Raw genomic sequence first — 15,323 nt, forward strand, 5'->3', positions numbered from 1 at the left:
CCACAGGGAGCCACCCGATGTCTAATGAGTCACAGTCCGCGTCACAGTCACAAGCACAGACGAACGCGCCGCCCGCCGTGCGCCGCGTCGCGATACTGGGCGGCAACCGCATCCCGTTCGCGCGCTCGAACACCGCGTACGCGACGGCTTCGAATCAGGACATGCTGACGTTCACGCTGCAAGGGCTGATCGATCGTTACAACCTGCACGGCGAACGGCTCGGCGAAGTCGCGGCGGGCGCCGTTATCAAGCATTCGCGCGACTACAATCTGACGCGCGAAGCGCTGCTGTCGACCACGCTCGCCAAGGAAACGCCCGCCTACGACGTGCAGCAGGCCTGCGGAACTGGCCTCGAAGCAGCGATTCTGGTGGCGAACAAGATCGCGCTCGGACAGATAGATGTTGGGATTGCGGGTGGAGTGGATACGACCTCGGATGCGCCCATCGGCGTCAACGAAAAGCTGCGCAAGATCCTGCTCGAAGCGAATCGCGGCAAGTCGGCGGGACAGCGCGCCGGCGCGCTCGCGAAGTTGCGGCCCGGCATGTTCTTCAGGCCGCTGCTGCCGCGCAACAGCGAGCCGCGCACGGGCCTGTCGATGGGCGAGCATTGCGAGTTGATGGCCAAGCGCTGGGGCATTTCGCGCGAAGCCCAGGACGTGCTCGCCTACGACAGCCATCGCAAGCTGACGGAAGCGTACGCGCGCGGCTTTCTGAACGACCTGATGACGCCGTATCGCGGCCTGTCGCGCGATAACAATCTGCGCAGCGACCTGACGCTCGACAAGCTGGCGTCGCTGAAACCCGTATTCGACCGAGACGCGGGCACGATGACGGCGGGCAACTCGACGCCGTTGACGGACGGCGCATCGGCCGTGCTGCTCGCGAGCGAGGAATGGGCCGCCGCGCACAATCTGCCCGTGCTCGCGTGGCTGACGTGGCACGAAACGGCCGCCGTCGATTTCTTCGAAAAGAAAGAAGGCTTGCTGATGGCGCCCGCGTACGCGGTGCCTCGCATGCTGAAACGCGCGGGCCTGACGTTGCAGGATTTCGACTATTACGAAATTCACGAGGCGTTCGCGGCCCAGGTGCTGTGCACGCTCGCCGCCTGGCAGGACGACGAATACTGCCGCACGCAGCTGGGACTCGACGGCGCGCTCGGCAGCATCGATCGCGCGAAAATGAACGTGAACGGCGGATCGCTCGCGACGGGCCATCCGTTCGCGGCGACGGGCGGACGCATCGTCGCGGGACTCGCGAAGCTGCTCGCGCAGCTCGACAAGCCGGCGGGCACCGCGCGCGGACTGATTTCGATCTGCGCGGCGGGCGGCCAGGGTGTCGTCGCGATTCTGGAACGGTAGAATCGCGCGCCACCGCACATTGCACGATTCATGCACACGACACATACAACGACAATGCTGGTAGAGGGAGACGCACGATGACCGAGCCGACCACTTCGCACTCCGCGATGCAAACGCAGACGCAGACCCAAACGCAGGCACAGCCGCCGACGCAGCGCGCGCCGAACACCGACGGCATCTGGTACGCGTCCTACGCGCCCGAGGTGCCGCGCGAGATCGACACGTCGCAGTATGCGTCCGTCGTCGCGTTCTTCGACGAATGCACGACGCGCTTTCGCGAGCGCGTCGCGTACGTGAGCGTCGGCGAAAGCCTCACGTATGGCGAACTGGCGCGCAAGGCGACGGCGTTCGCCGCGTATCTGCAGAGTATCGGCGTGAAGCCCGGCGACCGCGTCGCGATCATGCTGCCGAACACGTTTCAGTATCCCGTCGCGCTGTTCGGCGTGCTGAAGACGGGCGCGATCGTCGTCAACGTGAATCCGCTCTACACGGTGCGCGAACTGTCGCATCAACTGAAGGACAGCGGCGCGCAGACCATCGTTGTGTTCGAGAACTTCGCAAAGACGGTCGAAGACTCGCTGCCCGGCACGCGCGTGCAGAACGTGGTCGTCACGGGGCTCGGCGATCTGCTCAAGGAAGGCCTGAACTTCAAGGGCAAGCTGATCAACTTCATCCTGCGCCATGTGAAGAAGCTCGTGCCCGCGTACAACCTGCCGCAAGCCGTGCCGCTGCTCGATGCGCTCGCGACGGGCTACAAGCGCACGCTCTCGCCCGTGCCGATTTCGCCCGCCGACCTCGCCTTCCTGCAATACACGGGCGGCACGACGGGCGTCGCGAAAGGCGCGATGCTCACGCACCGGAACATCGTCGCGAATCTGCTGCAGGCGAAGGTGTGGGCCGAAAGCCAGCTGACCGACGAAATCGAAACGGTGCTCACGCCGCTGCCGCTTTATCACATCTATTCGCTGACCGTGAACGCGATGATTTTCATGGGACTCGGCGGGCGCAACATCCTGATCGCGAATCCGCGCGACACGAAGATGGTGATGAAGATCCTGCGCAACGAAACCTTCACGGGGATCACGGCCGTCAACACGCTCTACAACGCGTTCCTCGACAACGAGGAATTCCGCCAGCGCGACTTCTCGAAGCTCAAGCTCGCGATGGCGGGCGGCATGGCGATGCAGAAAGCCGTCGCCGACCGTTTCCGTGAGGTGACGGGCAAGCCGATCATCGAAGGCTACGGGCTGACGGAATGTTCGCCGATCGTGTCGATGAACCCGGTCGATCTCAAGCACATGCGCGAGTTCGACGGCTCGATCGGTCTGCCCGCGCCGTCGACGCAGGTGCGTTTTCGCAAGGACGACGGCAGCTGGGCGAACATCGGCGAGCCGGGCGAACTGTGCGTGCAGGGTCCGCAGGTGATGAAAGGCTACTGGAACCGTCCCGAGGAAACCGCGAAGGTGCTCGACGACGACGGCTGGCTCGCGACGGGCGATATCGGCGTGATGGATTCGCGCGGCTATATCCGCCTGATCGACCGCAAGAAAGACATGATTCTCGTCTCAGGTTTTAATGTGTATCCGAACGAGATCGAGGACGTGATCGCGATGCATCCCGACGTGCGCGAAGTCGCCGCGATCGGTATTCCCGATGTCGCGCAGGGCGAGCGCGTGAAAGTGTTCGTCGTGCGGCGCAATCCTTCGCTCACCGAGGAACAGGTGATCGCGCATTGCCGCAAGAATCTGACGGGCTACAAGGTGCCGAAGGTCGTCGAGTTCCGCGACGAGCTTCCGCAAACGAATGTCGGCAAGATCCTGCGGCGCGAGCTGCGCGATCAGGAGCTGGCAAAACAGAAAAACCCGTGACGGCTGCGCGCGTCTGACGACGTCGTCCAGCAGCGAGGCCGTCCGCGCTTTTGGGAGCGATGCATGCGTTACCCGAAGGTTGTGGAACGGCGCTCGCGCTGGATGCAGCTGCGCGCGCTGCAGTTCGCGTGTGCACTCGTTGTCAGCACGGCGGCCGCATTCGCGCAGAACGAGGCGTCCGCGCCCACCGCGCAGCGCGCGCCGCTCGCGAGCGATATCGCGTCGAAAGTCGCGGGCCTGCCGCTCGAGCAGCAGGTCAAATGGCTGCGCAACGCCGCGCAAACGGGCACGCTCGAACAGATGGACGACGCGCAACTGGTCGCGCTGTTCGAAGCGTTCGATCCCATGACGTTGCCGCGCTATATCGAGGAAGGACCGAACGGCTATCCGTCGTACGAGTTCACGATGCTGCGCCAGGAGCGCATTCGCGGCATCTGGCCGCGCCGGCCCGATCGCATGCTGGTGCGGCTCACGCGCGAGCCGCTGCGCATCTACGCGCGCTGGCTGCCCGACGGTCCGCACAAAGGCCAGGAAATCATCTACGACGAATCGAAGCGCGCCGACGAGATGTACGGGCACCTCGGCGGCATCTTCAACATCATGCCGCTGTGGACGTCGGTCAACGGCAGCCTGGCTCGCTCGCAGTCGAACCATCGGGTGCGCGATCTCGGCACCGAGTTCATCGCGCAGCAGTTTCTCGACGAAGGGAAGAAGTTCGCCGAAGCGGGCATCCGGCATCCGGCGCAGATCGACGTGAGAACCGTCGATGGCGTGCGCGTGATCGCCTTCACCTACGAGACGCCGACGGGCCAGCCCGATTACTACGCGAAGAAGGAAGTGCTCGGGCTCGATCTGCGGCATCCGTATTTCCGGATGGCCGAATCGTATGGCAACGACGGACAGATTTTCGAACGCATCGTGTTCCTCACGATCACGCCGAAAACCTTCGACGACATGGCGTTCGATCCGAAGAACCCCGAGTACAGGTTCTGATCAGGTCGTGAGTGCGAATGCAACCGACGCGCGTTGCGGCACGCTGCGCGCGTGCGTCGTCCGCGCGGCGGGCGGCAGCGCGAGACGCGCGAGCACGAAATAGTCCGCGGCGCGTGTGACGCCGATCAGCGTCAGACGCCCTTCCGACTGCGCGGCGCGCGGCACGAGCGTGTCGTACCAGAGCGCGGCGATATCGGTGTGCGGCGCGGCGCCGAGGTCGATCACGGGTAGACGCATGCGCGCGGCGCGATCCGATAGCGCGGCCGCTTCGGGCAACGTGCTGTCGATCAGCACGAGAGCCGCGCGCAGGTCGTCGGCGTCGAGCCACGGCACGCGCCAGGCCGCCGTCGCCGGAAGCCACGCGCCCGCTGCGAGGAAAGTGCGTCGCTGCATGTCGCCTCTTACGTATAGCCGCGCCAGTTGCGAAACGCCTTCGGCCAGATGCCCTGCTTGCCCGGCGACAGGATGCCCGCAGGATCGAGCGCGTCCTTGACCGTCTCCGACAGCCGCAGCATCGCGCCGTCGTTGAAGTTGTAGCGCGCCGCCGCGAAATCCATGTAGACGAGATGCGAGCGATACTCGCCGTAGCCCGCGCCGTGCGCGTCGCTCATCCACGCTCGCAGCAGATCGCCCGCCCGTTCGCTCTGGCGCGCGTCGCTGCCGTCGAAGATAGCGGCCGCGATGTGATGCAGATGCCGCTCGCCCGCCGTGAAGCCGCCGTAGTAGTCGAAGCCGTATTCATTCGCACGCGCCTTCGCCATCGTGTATTGACGCATCGCGTCGCGGCCCGTCGCCGGACATACGGGCGAAAAGTCCACGTGCGCGCCGCGTCCGCCGCGCCAGTCGAGCATCCGGAATGCCGTCATCGCCGGAATGCCGGCGAGGTTGCGGTCGCCGCCCGCTTCGGGTTCCGCGCTGCCATCGTAGGTTTTCGACAGCATGCGCGCGCCCGGAATGCGCCCGAACGTGCGCCGGACGATAACCTCTTGCGCGTCGATGACTTCGCGCTCGCCGTACAGCGCGTAGTGCAGATTCCAGCGGCCGATGTTCAGCTTCTCGATCATCGACGCAATCGCGCTTTCCGGCATCGCGCCCGCGCCCCGATACCACTGCGAGCGCGCGCTGAGACCCGCCGCGCGCCGCAGCCCGCCTTCGATCACCGCCTGGTTGCCGATCGTGCCGTTCAGGCGCAACGGCCTCAACGTCTCGACGATCGCTTCCAGATCGTCGTCGCGCCGGAACTGGATTTCGCCGAGCCGATACGCGCTCGGCGCCGGCATCAGCCAGACGCCCATCTTCGTGACGATGCCGTAGTTCGACTGCATGAACATCGGATCGAACGACGGCCCGTAGCCGTATCGGAACGCCTGCCACGATGTGCCGATCTCGATGCCGCCCATGCCCGTGCGCACCACGTCGCCGTTCGCGAGCACCACTTCCATCCCGCACTGCGTCGCCGCGTGATCGCCATAGGCCGTCGTGCCGAAGCCGCGTTCGAGCGTATTGCCGACGATGCTGCCCCAGCCCGCCGCGGGCGGATCGACCCACAGCTTGTAGCCGCGCTCGCGCAGATAGTGATGCAGATCGAAGTAGCTGACGCCCGGTTCGACGAGCGCATACGCGAGCGATTCGTCGACGGCGAGAATGCGGTTCATCCGCTGCAAATCGAGCACGACCGAGCCCGGCAGACGCGGCGCCGCGCCGCCGTACGCGAAGTTGCGCCCCGTCGAGACTGTCCACAGCGGAATGCGGTACTCGTTCGCCACGCGCAGGATCGCGCGGATTTCGTCGACGTTCGCGGGCAACAGCGCCGCCGACGGCACGAACGAGGCCGCGAGCGGCCCCGGCGCGAACGGATCGACATAAGGCGCAAGGCTCGCCGCCGACGACGCGACCTGCGTGGCGCCGACGATCGCTTCGAAGGCGGCGAGCGCGCGATCGAACGTCGCGGCGGAAACGTCGGGCGGCAGGATGCGTGTCAAGGTGCTCCCTCATGTTTCGACTGCACTACAGGACCGTTAGCGTTAGCGCAACACGCACCGCCGCATGCATCAACGTCGATGCCCGCCGCCCATGCTGCCCATGCTGCCCATGCCGCCCCACGTATGCGTGCCGCCGTTACCGTGGAATCCGCCATGAAATCCGCCATGAAATCCGCCGTGGCCCATCATGCCGCCGCCCGGCTGTCCCCAATGCACATGGTTCATGTGATGGAAGTGATGAAACCGGTCGACGAACACGAACGACGCGCCGAACCCCACTGCAACGGGCGGTCCCCAGTACCACGGGTCATAGTAAGGATAGGCGGGAATCGGATAGACGACGGCGGCATCGGCGGCGTCGCTGCCCTGTTCGATCTGCCACGTCCCGTCCGGCTGCTGGCACGCGACGCCGCTTATTTGCTGCATCGTGCCGTCGATCTCCGCCTGACCGACGACGGTGCGGCATGTCATCTGATCGTTGAGCGGCTCCTGCGCGGCGACGGGCGGTGAAGCCGGCACGGCGCATCCGGCGCACACGCACAGCGTCGCGCCAAATCCAGGCAAAGTACGCATGATCTGTCCTGCCCGACGGTGCGGCGTCGCGGCACCTGTGCGTGCCGTCGCCGTGAAGACGCCATCGATTCGCCTCGCAGGACGCGTGCGGCGCGAAGCCGCTTCCGTTTGCCACGAATGACCGAACACGCGTCTGCATTAACAGAACGCGTGTGTGCCGTGCGCTATTCCTGATGCACGCCGCGCGGCGAAGGACATTGTGTTACGCGATGTTTCCGGCCGAAGCCGACGCACGCGACTACTGCCACGTCTCCGGACGTCCGCCGAGTTCGCCACACACTTCGATCGCGATCGAGCGCAGTTTCGCTTCTTCGATCGGGCCCGACAGCGCGTAGCCCATGTGATCGCTGATCCAGTAGAACGTGCGGCGATTGCCGTCGCGGAACAGACGGAACGCCGTCTCGTCCTTCGGGATACCCGTGACGTAGAGCGTGAGGCGCGCACCGCTCTGGTTCTCGTACATGAACTGCGCGGCGGGTCCTGCTTCGCCCGGCAACAGCCGTCCGCCGACGAGCGTATAGCCGTACTCCTGCAGCGACGGCACGGACAGATGACGGTTCAGCCGTTTGGACAGCCAGTTGATCAGATGCTCTTCTTCGGCGGCCGCAACTTCGACGGGATGACGACGCTCCGGCGTATAGACGGCGTAGGCGATATCGGCGCGCCGCGCAAACGACATCACGTCGCCATTGGCGCCGCCGCCGAGACGCGGCACCAGCGGACCGAGCACCAGCGCGAGCCCCGCGCCGACGGCCAGCCAGCACGCGGCGGCGGCCACGCGCCGCCACCATGGCACGCGCGCGCGCAACACGATGAACGGCGGCTCCTCGCGCTCGGGCGTGCCGCACAGCGTCTGCAGCGCGGCCTTCTGCGCGCGCCACGACGCGACCTGCGCAGCCGCCTGCGGGTCGTGCGCCAGATGCTCGCGCACCGCGGCGCGTTCGCTCTCGGGCAGTTCGTTATCGACGAACGCCGACAGCGCGCGCAGGTCGGGCGCGTTCGCGGAACCGGTAGTGTTTTCGTCGTTGTTCATTGCGCCGTTTTCACCCGTTCGTCACCTGCCGTCACCTGCCCTTCACCACTTTCAGCGCCGGCGACTTGTGCACGGGCCCCTCCGTCAACAGTGCCCGCATATGCTCGCGGGCGCGGGACAGCCGCGACATCACCGTGCCGATGGGCACGCCGAGCGCCACGGATGCCTCCTGATAGCTCAATTCCTCCACACAGATAAGCAGCATCACTTCGCGCTGCTCGACGGGCAGACAATAAAGCGCGCGCTGCACATCGCGCAACACCAGACCGTCGACTTCGCCGCGCGGCGCTTCGAGATTGCGCCACGGCGCGCTCTCGTCATCGACGGCGATTTCGCGGCGCACCCGCAACTGGTCGATATACAGATGCCGCAGGATGGTCAGCAGCCACGCGCGCAGATTGCTGTCAGGTCGGAAACCTTTCCAGCGCGCGAGCGCACGCTCGGCCGTATCCTGAACCAGGTCGTCCGCCCATGCGGGGTCCCCCGTCAGTGCGCGCGCATAGCGCCGCAACTGCGGGAGCCACGAAATCACTTCAGCTTCGAAGTTCACCCGGCGTTTGCCGTCATGCGAGCGCAGGCGTCATCAATAGCCGCCGCTGCTGCCGCTCGTGCCGCTGCTGCTGGCGCCTCCCGAACTCATGTCGCCCGTCGATTGGCATGCCGTCAGCGACAGCGACGCCACCCCTAATGCGAGCACGACGAATACAGCCGATACCAGTCTGGACACTTTCATGTAGAACCCTCCTGCACGGTCCGGCGCGACGGATCGCGCGGCCATGCGTTGAACCGGCGATGCGCACGCGCGTGCGGCACATGCCGCGACGCCGGTGACCGATTGCGAACATGGGAAACCTGTTGCGAGAACGGGCATCGACCGCGATGTATCCGTTCCGGGTTTCACGGCTTCGCTGAATTGCATGCGATGCCTGACCAATAAACGCTCACGGTGCGCGATTTATTCCGCTGTATTGCGTGTGGACGGCACAAATCGCTCAACTAAAGAGTAGCCGTCGACGTGGCCCGCAGTTTGCGCCGCATCGCGAACGTGGGATGGCCCGCATAGCGGCGCAGGATTTCGTAACTCAACGTTACACTTGGTCTTTAAAGGATGCTTCCGCGCCCACAAGTGGTTATAGTGGGCGTCAGCCGGTTCAGCGTTTGAGGCCCTTCATGTCGGCGCAGAGCGACAACGGGTAAAATCCCGCTGAACAACCGTTTCTCTCTACACAATTGTCCATGCCTTCCGCAGAATCGCATCCGCAAAACGACTTTATGAACGCTGCGCGCAAAGAACGTAAGCGCGTCGAGATTTATCTCGTCAACGGCATCCGCCTGACGGGTTGCATCGAGTCGTTCGACCAGTATCTGGTGATGCTGCGCACGCCCGTCGGGCTGCAAGGCATCTACAAGCGCGCCATTTCGACGATCCAGCTCGACACGGGCACGCGTCCGGCGCCGCGCGCAGGTCGTCCGTCGCACGGCGATCATTCCGCACGTGGACCGCACGGTTCGCGCGAACATCGCGAGCCGCGTGAACCGCGCGAGCCGTATGGCGGATCGCAAGGCTCGTCCGACCGTTCGTCTTCTTCGTCGTCGGATGGCCCCGTCGTCGTTACGCGCCGTCGGCGCCTGTATGGCGCAGGCAACGGCAACGACCAGGGCAACAACGGCGGTCACGAATAAGTATTGCCGTTGCGGGCGCGCTGCCGGTGCGCCCGCTTATCGCCCGTGGGCTGGCTACCCGGGGCGATTAGCTGTATTAGCCAGCTGCTTCAGCATCCTCTCGATCCGCACGCCCTGCTGGGCCGTCAGTTCGTATCCACACTTCACTTCGAGCACCCGGCGCTGCCAGTAGCGGGCGTTCAGCAGATGCATCATCGGTTGACGCATCGCCCACTCCAGATGCTCCAGTTCCGATTCGACAACATGCGACGCGTTCAAGCGTTGTCCGCTGCCATATCCGTTCGGTTGCATGGTCGCCCTCGTAAGCCAGCCGCGCACGGCGCTACGTATGCGCCGGCGTCATGTGACAACGTAATAACGAACGATCTCGCGAAAAATTCCATCGGCCTGCATGGAACCTACAACATGCTTTCGCGATCTTCAAGCCGCGTCGACGCAACCGTACGATTCGCGTCACGGTGGAAGTGCTTCCGTCCTATGCCATTGGCCTGATCAGCTTCGTTCGCGCGATTGCGCTATGCTGGGTTATCGATCCTGTCCAACTTCGTAGCGGAGCCAGTCATGTCCACGTCGAAACAGCACACCCCGAAGACACCTGACGAACACCCGTCCAGCGACGAACGTCTCGACGAGGCGCTCGACGAAACCTTTCCCGCGAGCGATCCCATTGCGGTCGATCCCGATGAGGATGACGACGACCGCCAGCAAGGCAAGCAGAAGAAATCGCGTTGATAACTTTGATGGCGGGACGAAGCCGCGCGAGATGCGTGTGACGCACGCGAATTGCCAGGCGCGTGGAGCAAGCCGAACGCTCGCCCGCCAGCTATGCGGACGAACGAGGTTCGGATCGAGTGAATGAGCGAAGCCGCGCAGCCCGCGAGGGCTTGCGCGGCTCGGACAGCATCAGTGCGCCGTCAAGCCGCTTTCGAGCTGACGCTGCAGATCGCGCACCTGACGCTGCGTCGCACGCAACTGCTCCTGCGATTGCGCCTTCTGCTGCGCGAGCGCTGCCGCTTCTGCGCGGGTCTGCTGCTGCATGCTGTTGACGATAGTCTGCTGCTCGTGCGCAATGTTCAGGTCGGCCTGCAGACGGCTCGCGCGTTCCTGCGACAATGCGACGAGACGATCGGTGTACGCCTTTTGCGCTTCGAGTTTCGTGCGGCGAATCTCGACGTCGGACAGTTGCACCGTCTGACGCGCAAAGTCGCGATAGATCAGTTCGGCGCGGGCTTCGTCCTGCGTCTTGATCACGCGCCAGAAGTTCTTCTGCTGGAAGAGCGCGACGTAGTACGTCATGTCCTTGCCGTAGAACATCAGGCTCGCGCCGTAACTGCCGTTGTAGCTCGTGCGCAGTTCGGTCAGATCGTTGCTGTGAATCATCTGTTGCAGTTCCGCGACATTGCCTGTCGCCGACTGCTTCGCTTCGTCAGGCGTGAGCGCAATCGTTTGGCTCGCGGCGCTGAGAGGAGCCGCGGCAGGCGTCGTCTGCGCGACGATTGCGCTCGCCGAAGCATCCGTGCCGTTAGAGGCAGAACTCTGCGCGTAGACCCCTTGAACGCCCCCGAAAACGATCATTGCCGACATCACGATGTGTCGCACTTTCGACTTCTGGTCCATGTAATTTCTGCTCGTGTCGTGTTTTAATTTTTGCAAAACCGTCTAATTATTACTCACTTTCGCGGGTTACGGGTTCCTCGTCGAAAATTTGCTGCTTACGCCTCTTTTCCTGTGACTGGCTCGGTGACAGCAGCGCGCAATCCGCGTGTCGACACGACGTTCTCTACGCCTCTGAAACGGGTCTCAATTAGAGGCTTCACTATCAAACGATGCAGACACTTTCACGTATTCTGCCCTCTCCAAATCTCTCCGAATCAGCAGGCAACAGGCATGGCGCCGCCTCGCACGACCTTCACACGGCGCCGCGCGACACGCATCGCGACGACTTTCAAACAAGGAGGAAGACAATGACATCGCTCACACAACGCGCGCGCGGCGCGTTCGGCAAACCGGTCAAACAGGCGCTTGTCGCCGGCCTGCTGCTGGCGGGTGCAGCATCGGCTTTTGCGCAGGCCGACACGCCCGTCGGCACATGGCAAACCATCGACGATCACACGGGCCAACCGAAGGCGCTCGTGCAGATTTCGCAGGACGCCAACGGCGCACTCAGCGGAAAGGTCATCAAGGGACTGGGCGCCAACGACCAACCCGATCGCCGCTGCACGGCCTGCACGGACGCACGCAAGGATCAGCCGATTCTCGGCATGACGATCATCAGCGATATGAAAAAGGACGGCGACAACTGGGACGGCGGGCAGATTCTCGACCCGGAGAACGGCAAGCTCTACAAGTGCAAGATGCACGTCGAGGACGGCGGACAGAAGCTGGTGGTACGTGGATATATCGGCGTATCGCTGCTCGGGCGATCGCAGACGTGGGTTCGTCAGAACTGAGATGATTGCGTTGCGTGACTGCGATATGTCGCACGCACTCGACGAAAGAAGGACACAAAAAAGCCGGCCTGGCATTCAGTTCGCCAGGCCGGCTTTTTGTTATTGCGTGCGCTCAATTCGTTCGATCCGTCATGCCGCGTTCTTGAAAGGACTGATGTAGTTGAACACCAGCGGCGTAGCGGGCGCAGCGGACGGCGGCGTAAAGAGCGGCGTCGCAGGCACGGACGGTTGCGCAGCGTCGTTCGCGGCGGCCGCATTCGGCGCGTGCATGCGCATGCGGGCTTCCATCGTGCTGCACAACTCATTGCCGGCTTCGCCGAACAGTTCGTCCATCACACGCTGCAAGACGCCGGCCTGATGCCACGATTTGAAGCGGCGGTGACAGGTTTGATACGACGGGTATTTGCGCGGCATCGCGGACCAGGTCGCGCCGCTATAGATCACCCAGAGCACGCCGTTGAGCACGGAACGGGTGTTGGCGAGCGGCCTGCCGCGCAGTTCGGAACGCGGACGCAGTTCCGGCAGCAGCGGCGCGACGCGCTGCCATTCTTCATCGGTGATATCGCGATAGGGGGTCATGAGTACTCCTTCGTCAAGATGTACTCGACGATATAGAGTCACTCCACTAGCCGATATCAGACCAGTCCGAATCTTGAAAATGCAGCGCCAGCCCTCGCTGCAAGGTTCGGCGCGCATCGCGCTATCCCAAACTCGACGGGCGTCGGCGCGAAATCGATCAGGTTAGCGATGTATCGACGATCCGTCGCGGCGCATCCAGATATTCCTGCGACTGCATCTCGACGATCCGCGACACCGTGCGCGTGAACTCGTTCGCCATCGGACCTTCCGTGTACAGCTCTTCTGGCGGCACGGCGGCCGACATCAGCAGCTTGACCTTGTGATCGTAGAACACGTCGATGAGCCACGTGAAGCGTCGCGCTTCGGACTGCATACGAGGCGTCATCTGCGGAATGCCGGACAGGATCACGGCATGAAAGCGGCTCGCGAGTTCGAGATAGTCGTTCTGCGAACGCGGGCCGCCGCAGAGCGTCGCGAAGTCGAACCACACCACGCCGTCCGCGCGACGCAGCGCCTTCAGTTCGCGCTTCTCGATATGCAGCAGCGGGCTCTCGTCCGGCACCGCGGCGAGCTTCGCGAACGCGTCGCGCAGCGACTTGTCGGCGGCCGCGCTGAGCGGCGTGTGATACACCTCGACCTGCGCCAGCGTACGACGGCGGTAGTCGATGCCCGCGTCGACGTTGACCACATCGAGCTTGCTCTTGATCAGCTCGATGGCGGGCAGCAGGCGGTCGCGGTGCAAGCCGTCGGGATACAGCGTGTCGGGATCGTAGTTGGACGTCATCACGAATTGCACGCCATTCGTGAACAACCGGTCCAGCAGGCGATACAGAATCATCGCGTCCGCGATATCGGACACGTGGAATTCGTCGAAGCAGATCAGCCGGTAGCGCTTCGCAATGCGTCGCGCGAGTTCGTCGAGCGGATCGGCCTGACCTTTGAGTTCTTCGAGTTCGCGATGCACCTCTCGCATGAACTCGTGAAAATGCAGACGTGTCTTACGCACGAGCGGCACGACTGCGTAAAAGCTGTCCATCAGGAAGCTCTTGCCGCGCCCCACCCCGCCCCACATATAGACGCCCTTAGGCAGATCAGGGTGCATGATCAGCTTCATAAAGGCGTTCGGACGACGCGCCTTATACGCAGACCACTCTTCATAGCACCGCTGCAGACGATCGACGGCCGCACGTTGTGCCGGATCGGATTCGTATCCCCGTGTCTGCAGTTCCTGTTCGTAGTATTCGGTGACGTTCATTTTGTGAGGCAGCAATGAAGAAGGCGGGAGGGAGTCAACCCACCCGCCTTCGTCGAGTCTCGCTTTCAGCCCGGCTAAGAATCCGGGCAGAGGCGTCTTACATGTTCAGCGCGCGCTTGTCGACGGCGAGCGCCGCTTCACGCATCACTTCAGACAGCGACGGGTGCGGATGGCAGATACGGCCGAGGTCTTCCGACGCAGCCTTAAATTCCATCGCGACCACGGCTTCGGCGATCAGATCCGATGCGTTTGCCGAGATGATGTGCACGCCGAGCAGTTCGTCCGTCTTCGCGTCGGCAATCATCTTGACGAAACCATCCGCCTTGTTGATGCCGAGCGCGCGGCCGTTCGCCATGAACGGGAACTGGCCGGACTTGATCTCGCGGCCTTCCGCCTTGAGCTGCTGTTCCGTCTTGCCGACCCACGCGATTTCCGGTTCCGTGTAGATGACCCACGGCACGCAGTTGTAATCGATGTGCGGCTTCTGGCCGTCGATGATCTCGGCCACCAGCACGCCTTCGTCTTCCGCCTTGTGCGCGAGCATCGGGCCGCGCACCACGTCGCCGATCGCGTACACGTTCGGCACCGAGGTCGCGCAGTGGTCGTCGACGTCGATGAAGCCGCGCTCGTTCGCCTTCAGGCCGATCGCTTCGAGGCCGAGGTTGTCGGTGTTCGGCACGCGGCCGATCGACACGATCAGGCGGTCCGCGTCGAGCGTCTTCGCGTTGCCGTCCTTGTCCGTGTACGAGATCGACACGCTGTTGTCGGTCGTCTTCACTTCGCCGACCTTCACGCCGACGTGGATGTCGAGACCCTGCTTCTTGAACTGCTTCGCGGCTTCCTTCGCGAGCGCCTGGTCGGCGGCGCCGAGGAATTCGGGCAGCGCTTCCAGCACGGTCACTTCCGCGCCCAGACGGCGCCACACCGAGCCCAGCTCCAGGCCGATCACGCCAGCGCCGATCACGGCGAGCTTCTTCGGCACTTCGGTGAACGACAGCGCGCCTTCGTTATCCGCGACGATCTTGTTGTCGACGGGGACGTTCGGCAGGTGACGCGCCTTCGAGCCCGTCGCGATGATCACGTTCTTCGCCGTGACCACTTCCGTTTCGCCTTCGCCCGACACTTCGATCTGCACGCCGGCGTCCGTCTTGCCCGTGAACTTGCCGTGACCCTTGAGCCACGTGATCTTGTTCTTGCGGAACAGGAACTCGATGCCCTTCGTCATCTTTTCGACGATGCCTTCCTTGCGGGCCAGCATCTTCGCGATGTCGACCTTCACGTTTTCCACGCTGATGCCGTGGTCCGCGAGGTGATGCGATGCGTTTTCGAACTCTTCCGACGACGCGAGCAGCGCTTTCGACGGAATGCAGCCGACGTTCAGGCACGTGCCGCCGAGCTTCAGCGCGCCTGCCGGGTTCTTCCACTTTTCGATACAGGCAACCGTCTTGCCGAGCTGCGCAGCGCGAATGGCCGCGATGTAGCCGCCGGGACCGGCACCGATCACGACGACGTCAAATTCTTTGGACATGACTATCCTTTTTGGCTAACC

The 15,323-nt window shown here is 63.5% G+C and carries 17 protein-coding genes; 6 read left to right on the forward strand and 11 right to left on the reverse strand.

Annotation, left to right across the window (positions count from 1 at the left end; translation table 11 throughout):
- The first annotated feature begins 17 nt into the window (after positions 1 to 17).
- The 3 genes from QEN71_RS22970 to QEN71_RS22980 all read left to right on the forward strand — a co-directional run bounded on the left by QEN71_RS22970 (position 18) and on the right by QEN71_RS22980 (position 4,219).
- Positions 18 to 1,358, forward strand: a complete 1,341-nt coding sequence (locus QEN71_RS22970; protein WP_201657276.1) for an acetyl-CoA C-acetyltransferase — start codon at positions 18 to 20, stop codon at positions 1,356 to 1,358.
- A 77-nt stretch (positions 1,359 to 1,435) separates the two neighbouring features.
- Complete coding sequence (locus tag QEN71_RS22975) at positions 1,436 to 3,226, forward strand: AMP-binding protein (RefSeq protein ID WP_201657279.1); 1,791 nt, start codon at positions 1,436 to 1,438, stop codon at positions 3,224 to 3,226.
- A gap of 63 nt (positions 3,227 to 3,289) precedes the next feature.
- Positions 3,290 to 4,219 (forward strand): DUF1571 domain-containing protein, encoded by a 930-nt coding sequence (locus QEN71_RS22980; protein WP_201657282.1) that lies wholly within the window; start codon positions 3,290 to 3,292, stop codon positions 4,217 to 4,219.
- Here the strand turns inward: QEN71_RS22980 and QEN71_RS22985 are convergent, their stop codons facing one another.
- The 6 genes from QEN71_RS22985 to QEN71_RS23010 all read right to left on the reverse strand — a co-directional run bounded on the left by QEN71_RS22985 (position 4,220) and on the right by QEN71_RS23010 (position 8,540).
- Complete coding sequence (locus tag QEN71_RS22985) at positions 4,220 to 4,612, reverse strand: hypothetical protein (protein WP_201657285.1); 393 nt, start codon at positions 4,610 to 4,612, stop codon at positions 4,220 to 4,222.
- Positions 4,613 to 4,620: 8 nt separating this feature from the next.
- Positions 4,621 to 6,201 carry an FAD-binding oxidoreductase gene (locus QEN71_RS22990; RefSeq protein WP_201657288.1) on the reverse strand — a complete coding sequence of 527 codons (1,581 nt, stop codon included), beginning with the start codon at positions 6,199 to 6,201 and terminating at the stop codon, positions 4,621 to 4,623.
- A 69-nt stretch (positions 6,202 to 6,270) separates the two neighbouring features.
- A complete protein-coding gene (locus QEN71_RS22995) occupies positions 6,271 to 6,774 on the reverse strand; it encodes a hypothetical protein (protein WP_201657291.1) in 504 nt (167 codons plus the stop codon).
- Positions 6,775 to 7,012: 238 nt separating this feature from the next.
- Positions 7,013 to 7,807 (reverse strand): anti-sigma factor family protein, encoded by a 795-nt coding sequence (locus tag QEN71_RS23000; protein WP_201657294.1) that lies wholly within the window; start codon positions 7,805 to 7,807, stop codon positions 7,013 to 7,015.
- Positions 7,808 to 7,838: 31 nt separating this feature from the next.
- Complete coding sequence (locus tag QEN71_RS23005) at positions 7,839 to 8,357, reverse strand: sigma-70 family RNA polymerase sigma factor (RefSeq protein ID WP_201657297.1); 519 nt, start codon at positions 8,355 to 8,357, stop codon at positions 7,839 to 7,841.
- A gap of 33 nt (positions 8,358 to 8,390) precedes the next feature.
- Complete coding sequence (locus tag QEN71_RS23010; RefSeq protein WP_201657301.1) at positions 8,391 to 8,540, reverse strand: hypothetical protein; 150 nt, start codon at positions 8,538 to 8,540, stop codon at positions 8,391 to 8,393.
- Positions 8,541 to 9,043: 503 nt separating this feature from the next.
- Between QEN71_RS23010 and hfq the strand changes: the two genes are divergently transcribed.
- Positions 9,044 to 9,490, forward strand: a complete 447-nt coding sequence (hfq, locus tag QEN71_RS23015; protein WP_201657304.1) for an RNA chaperone Hfq — start codon at positions 9,044 to 9,046, stop codon at positions 9,488 to 9,490.
- Positions 9,491 to 9,544: 54 nt separating this feature from the next.
- Here the strand turns inward: hfq and QEN71_RS23020 are convergent, their stop codons facing one another.
- Positions 9,545 to 9,781, reverse strand: a complete 237-nt coding sequence (locus QEN71_RS23020) for a hypothetical protein (RefSeq protein ID WP_201657307.1) — start codon at positions 9,779 to 9,781, stop codon at positions 9,545 to 9,547.
- Positions 9,782 to 10,051: 270 nt separating this feature from the next.
- Between QEN71_RS23020 and QEN71_RS23025 the strand changes: the two genes are divergently transcribed.
- Complete coding sequence (locus tag QEN71_RS23025; protein WP_201657311.1) at positions 10,052 to 10,222, forward strand: hypothetical protein; 171 nt, start codon at positions 10,052 to 10,054, stop codon at positions 10,220 to 10,222.
- A 171-nt stretch (positions 10,223 to 10,393) separates the two neighbouring features.
- Here the strand turns inward: QEN71_RS23025 and QEN71_RS23030 are convergent, their stop codons facing one another.
- A complete protein-coding gene (locus QEN71_RS23030) occupies positions 10,394 to 11,107 on the reverse strand; it encodes a DUF2968 domain-containing protein (RefSeq protein WP_201657313.1) in 714 nt (237 codons plus the stop codon).
- A 347-nt stretch (positions 11,108 to 11,454) separates the two neighbouring features.
- Between QEN71_RS23030 and QEN71_RS23035 the strand changes: the two genes are divergently transcribed.
- Entirely contained in the window at positions 11,455 to 11,940 is a 486-nt protein-coding gene (locus tag QEN71_RS23035) for a DUF2147 domain-containing protein (protein WP_201657318.1), read from the forward strand.
- A gap of 129 nt (positions 11,941 to 12,069) precedes the next feature.
- On the opposite strand, the gene QEN71_RS23040 is transcribed toward QEN71_RS23035, so the two are convergent.
- The 3 genes from QEN71_RS23040 to lpdA form a co-directional block, all read right to left on the reverse strand.
- Positions 12,070 to 12,519, reverse strand: a complete 450-nt coding sequence (locus QEN71_RS23040) for a transposase (RefSeq protein WP_201657320.1) — start codon at positions 12,517 to 12,519, stop codon at positions 12,070 to 12,072.
- A 157-nt stretch (positions 12,520 to 12,676) separates the two neighbouring features.
- The gene (gene zapE, locus QEN71_RS23045) at positions 12,677 to 13,774 is read right to left on the reverse strand and encodes a cell division protein ZapE (protein WP_201657323.1); all 1,098 of its coding nucleotides are present in this window, start codon (positions 13,772 to 13,774) and stop codon (positions 12,677 to 12,679) included.
- Positions 13,775 to 13,871: 97 nt separating this feature from the next.
- Positions 13,872 to 15,302 (reverse strand): dihydrolipoyl dehydrogenase, encoded by a 1,431-nt coding sequence (lpdA, locus tag QEN71_RS23050; protein ID WP_201657324.1) that lies wholly within the window; start codon positions 15,300 to 15,302, stop codon positions 13,872 to 13,874.
- Between the last annotated feature and the right edge of the window lie 21 nt (positions 15,303 to 15,323).

The organism is Paraburkholderia sabiae (assembly GCF_030412785.1).
GTDB lineage: Bacteria > Pseudomonadota > Gammaproteobacteria > Burkholderiales > Burkholderiaceae > Paraburkholderia > Paraburkholderia sabiae.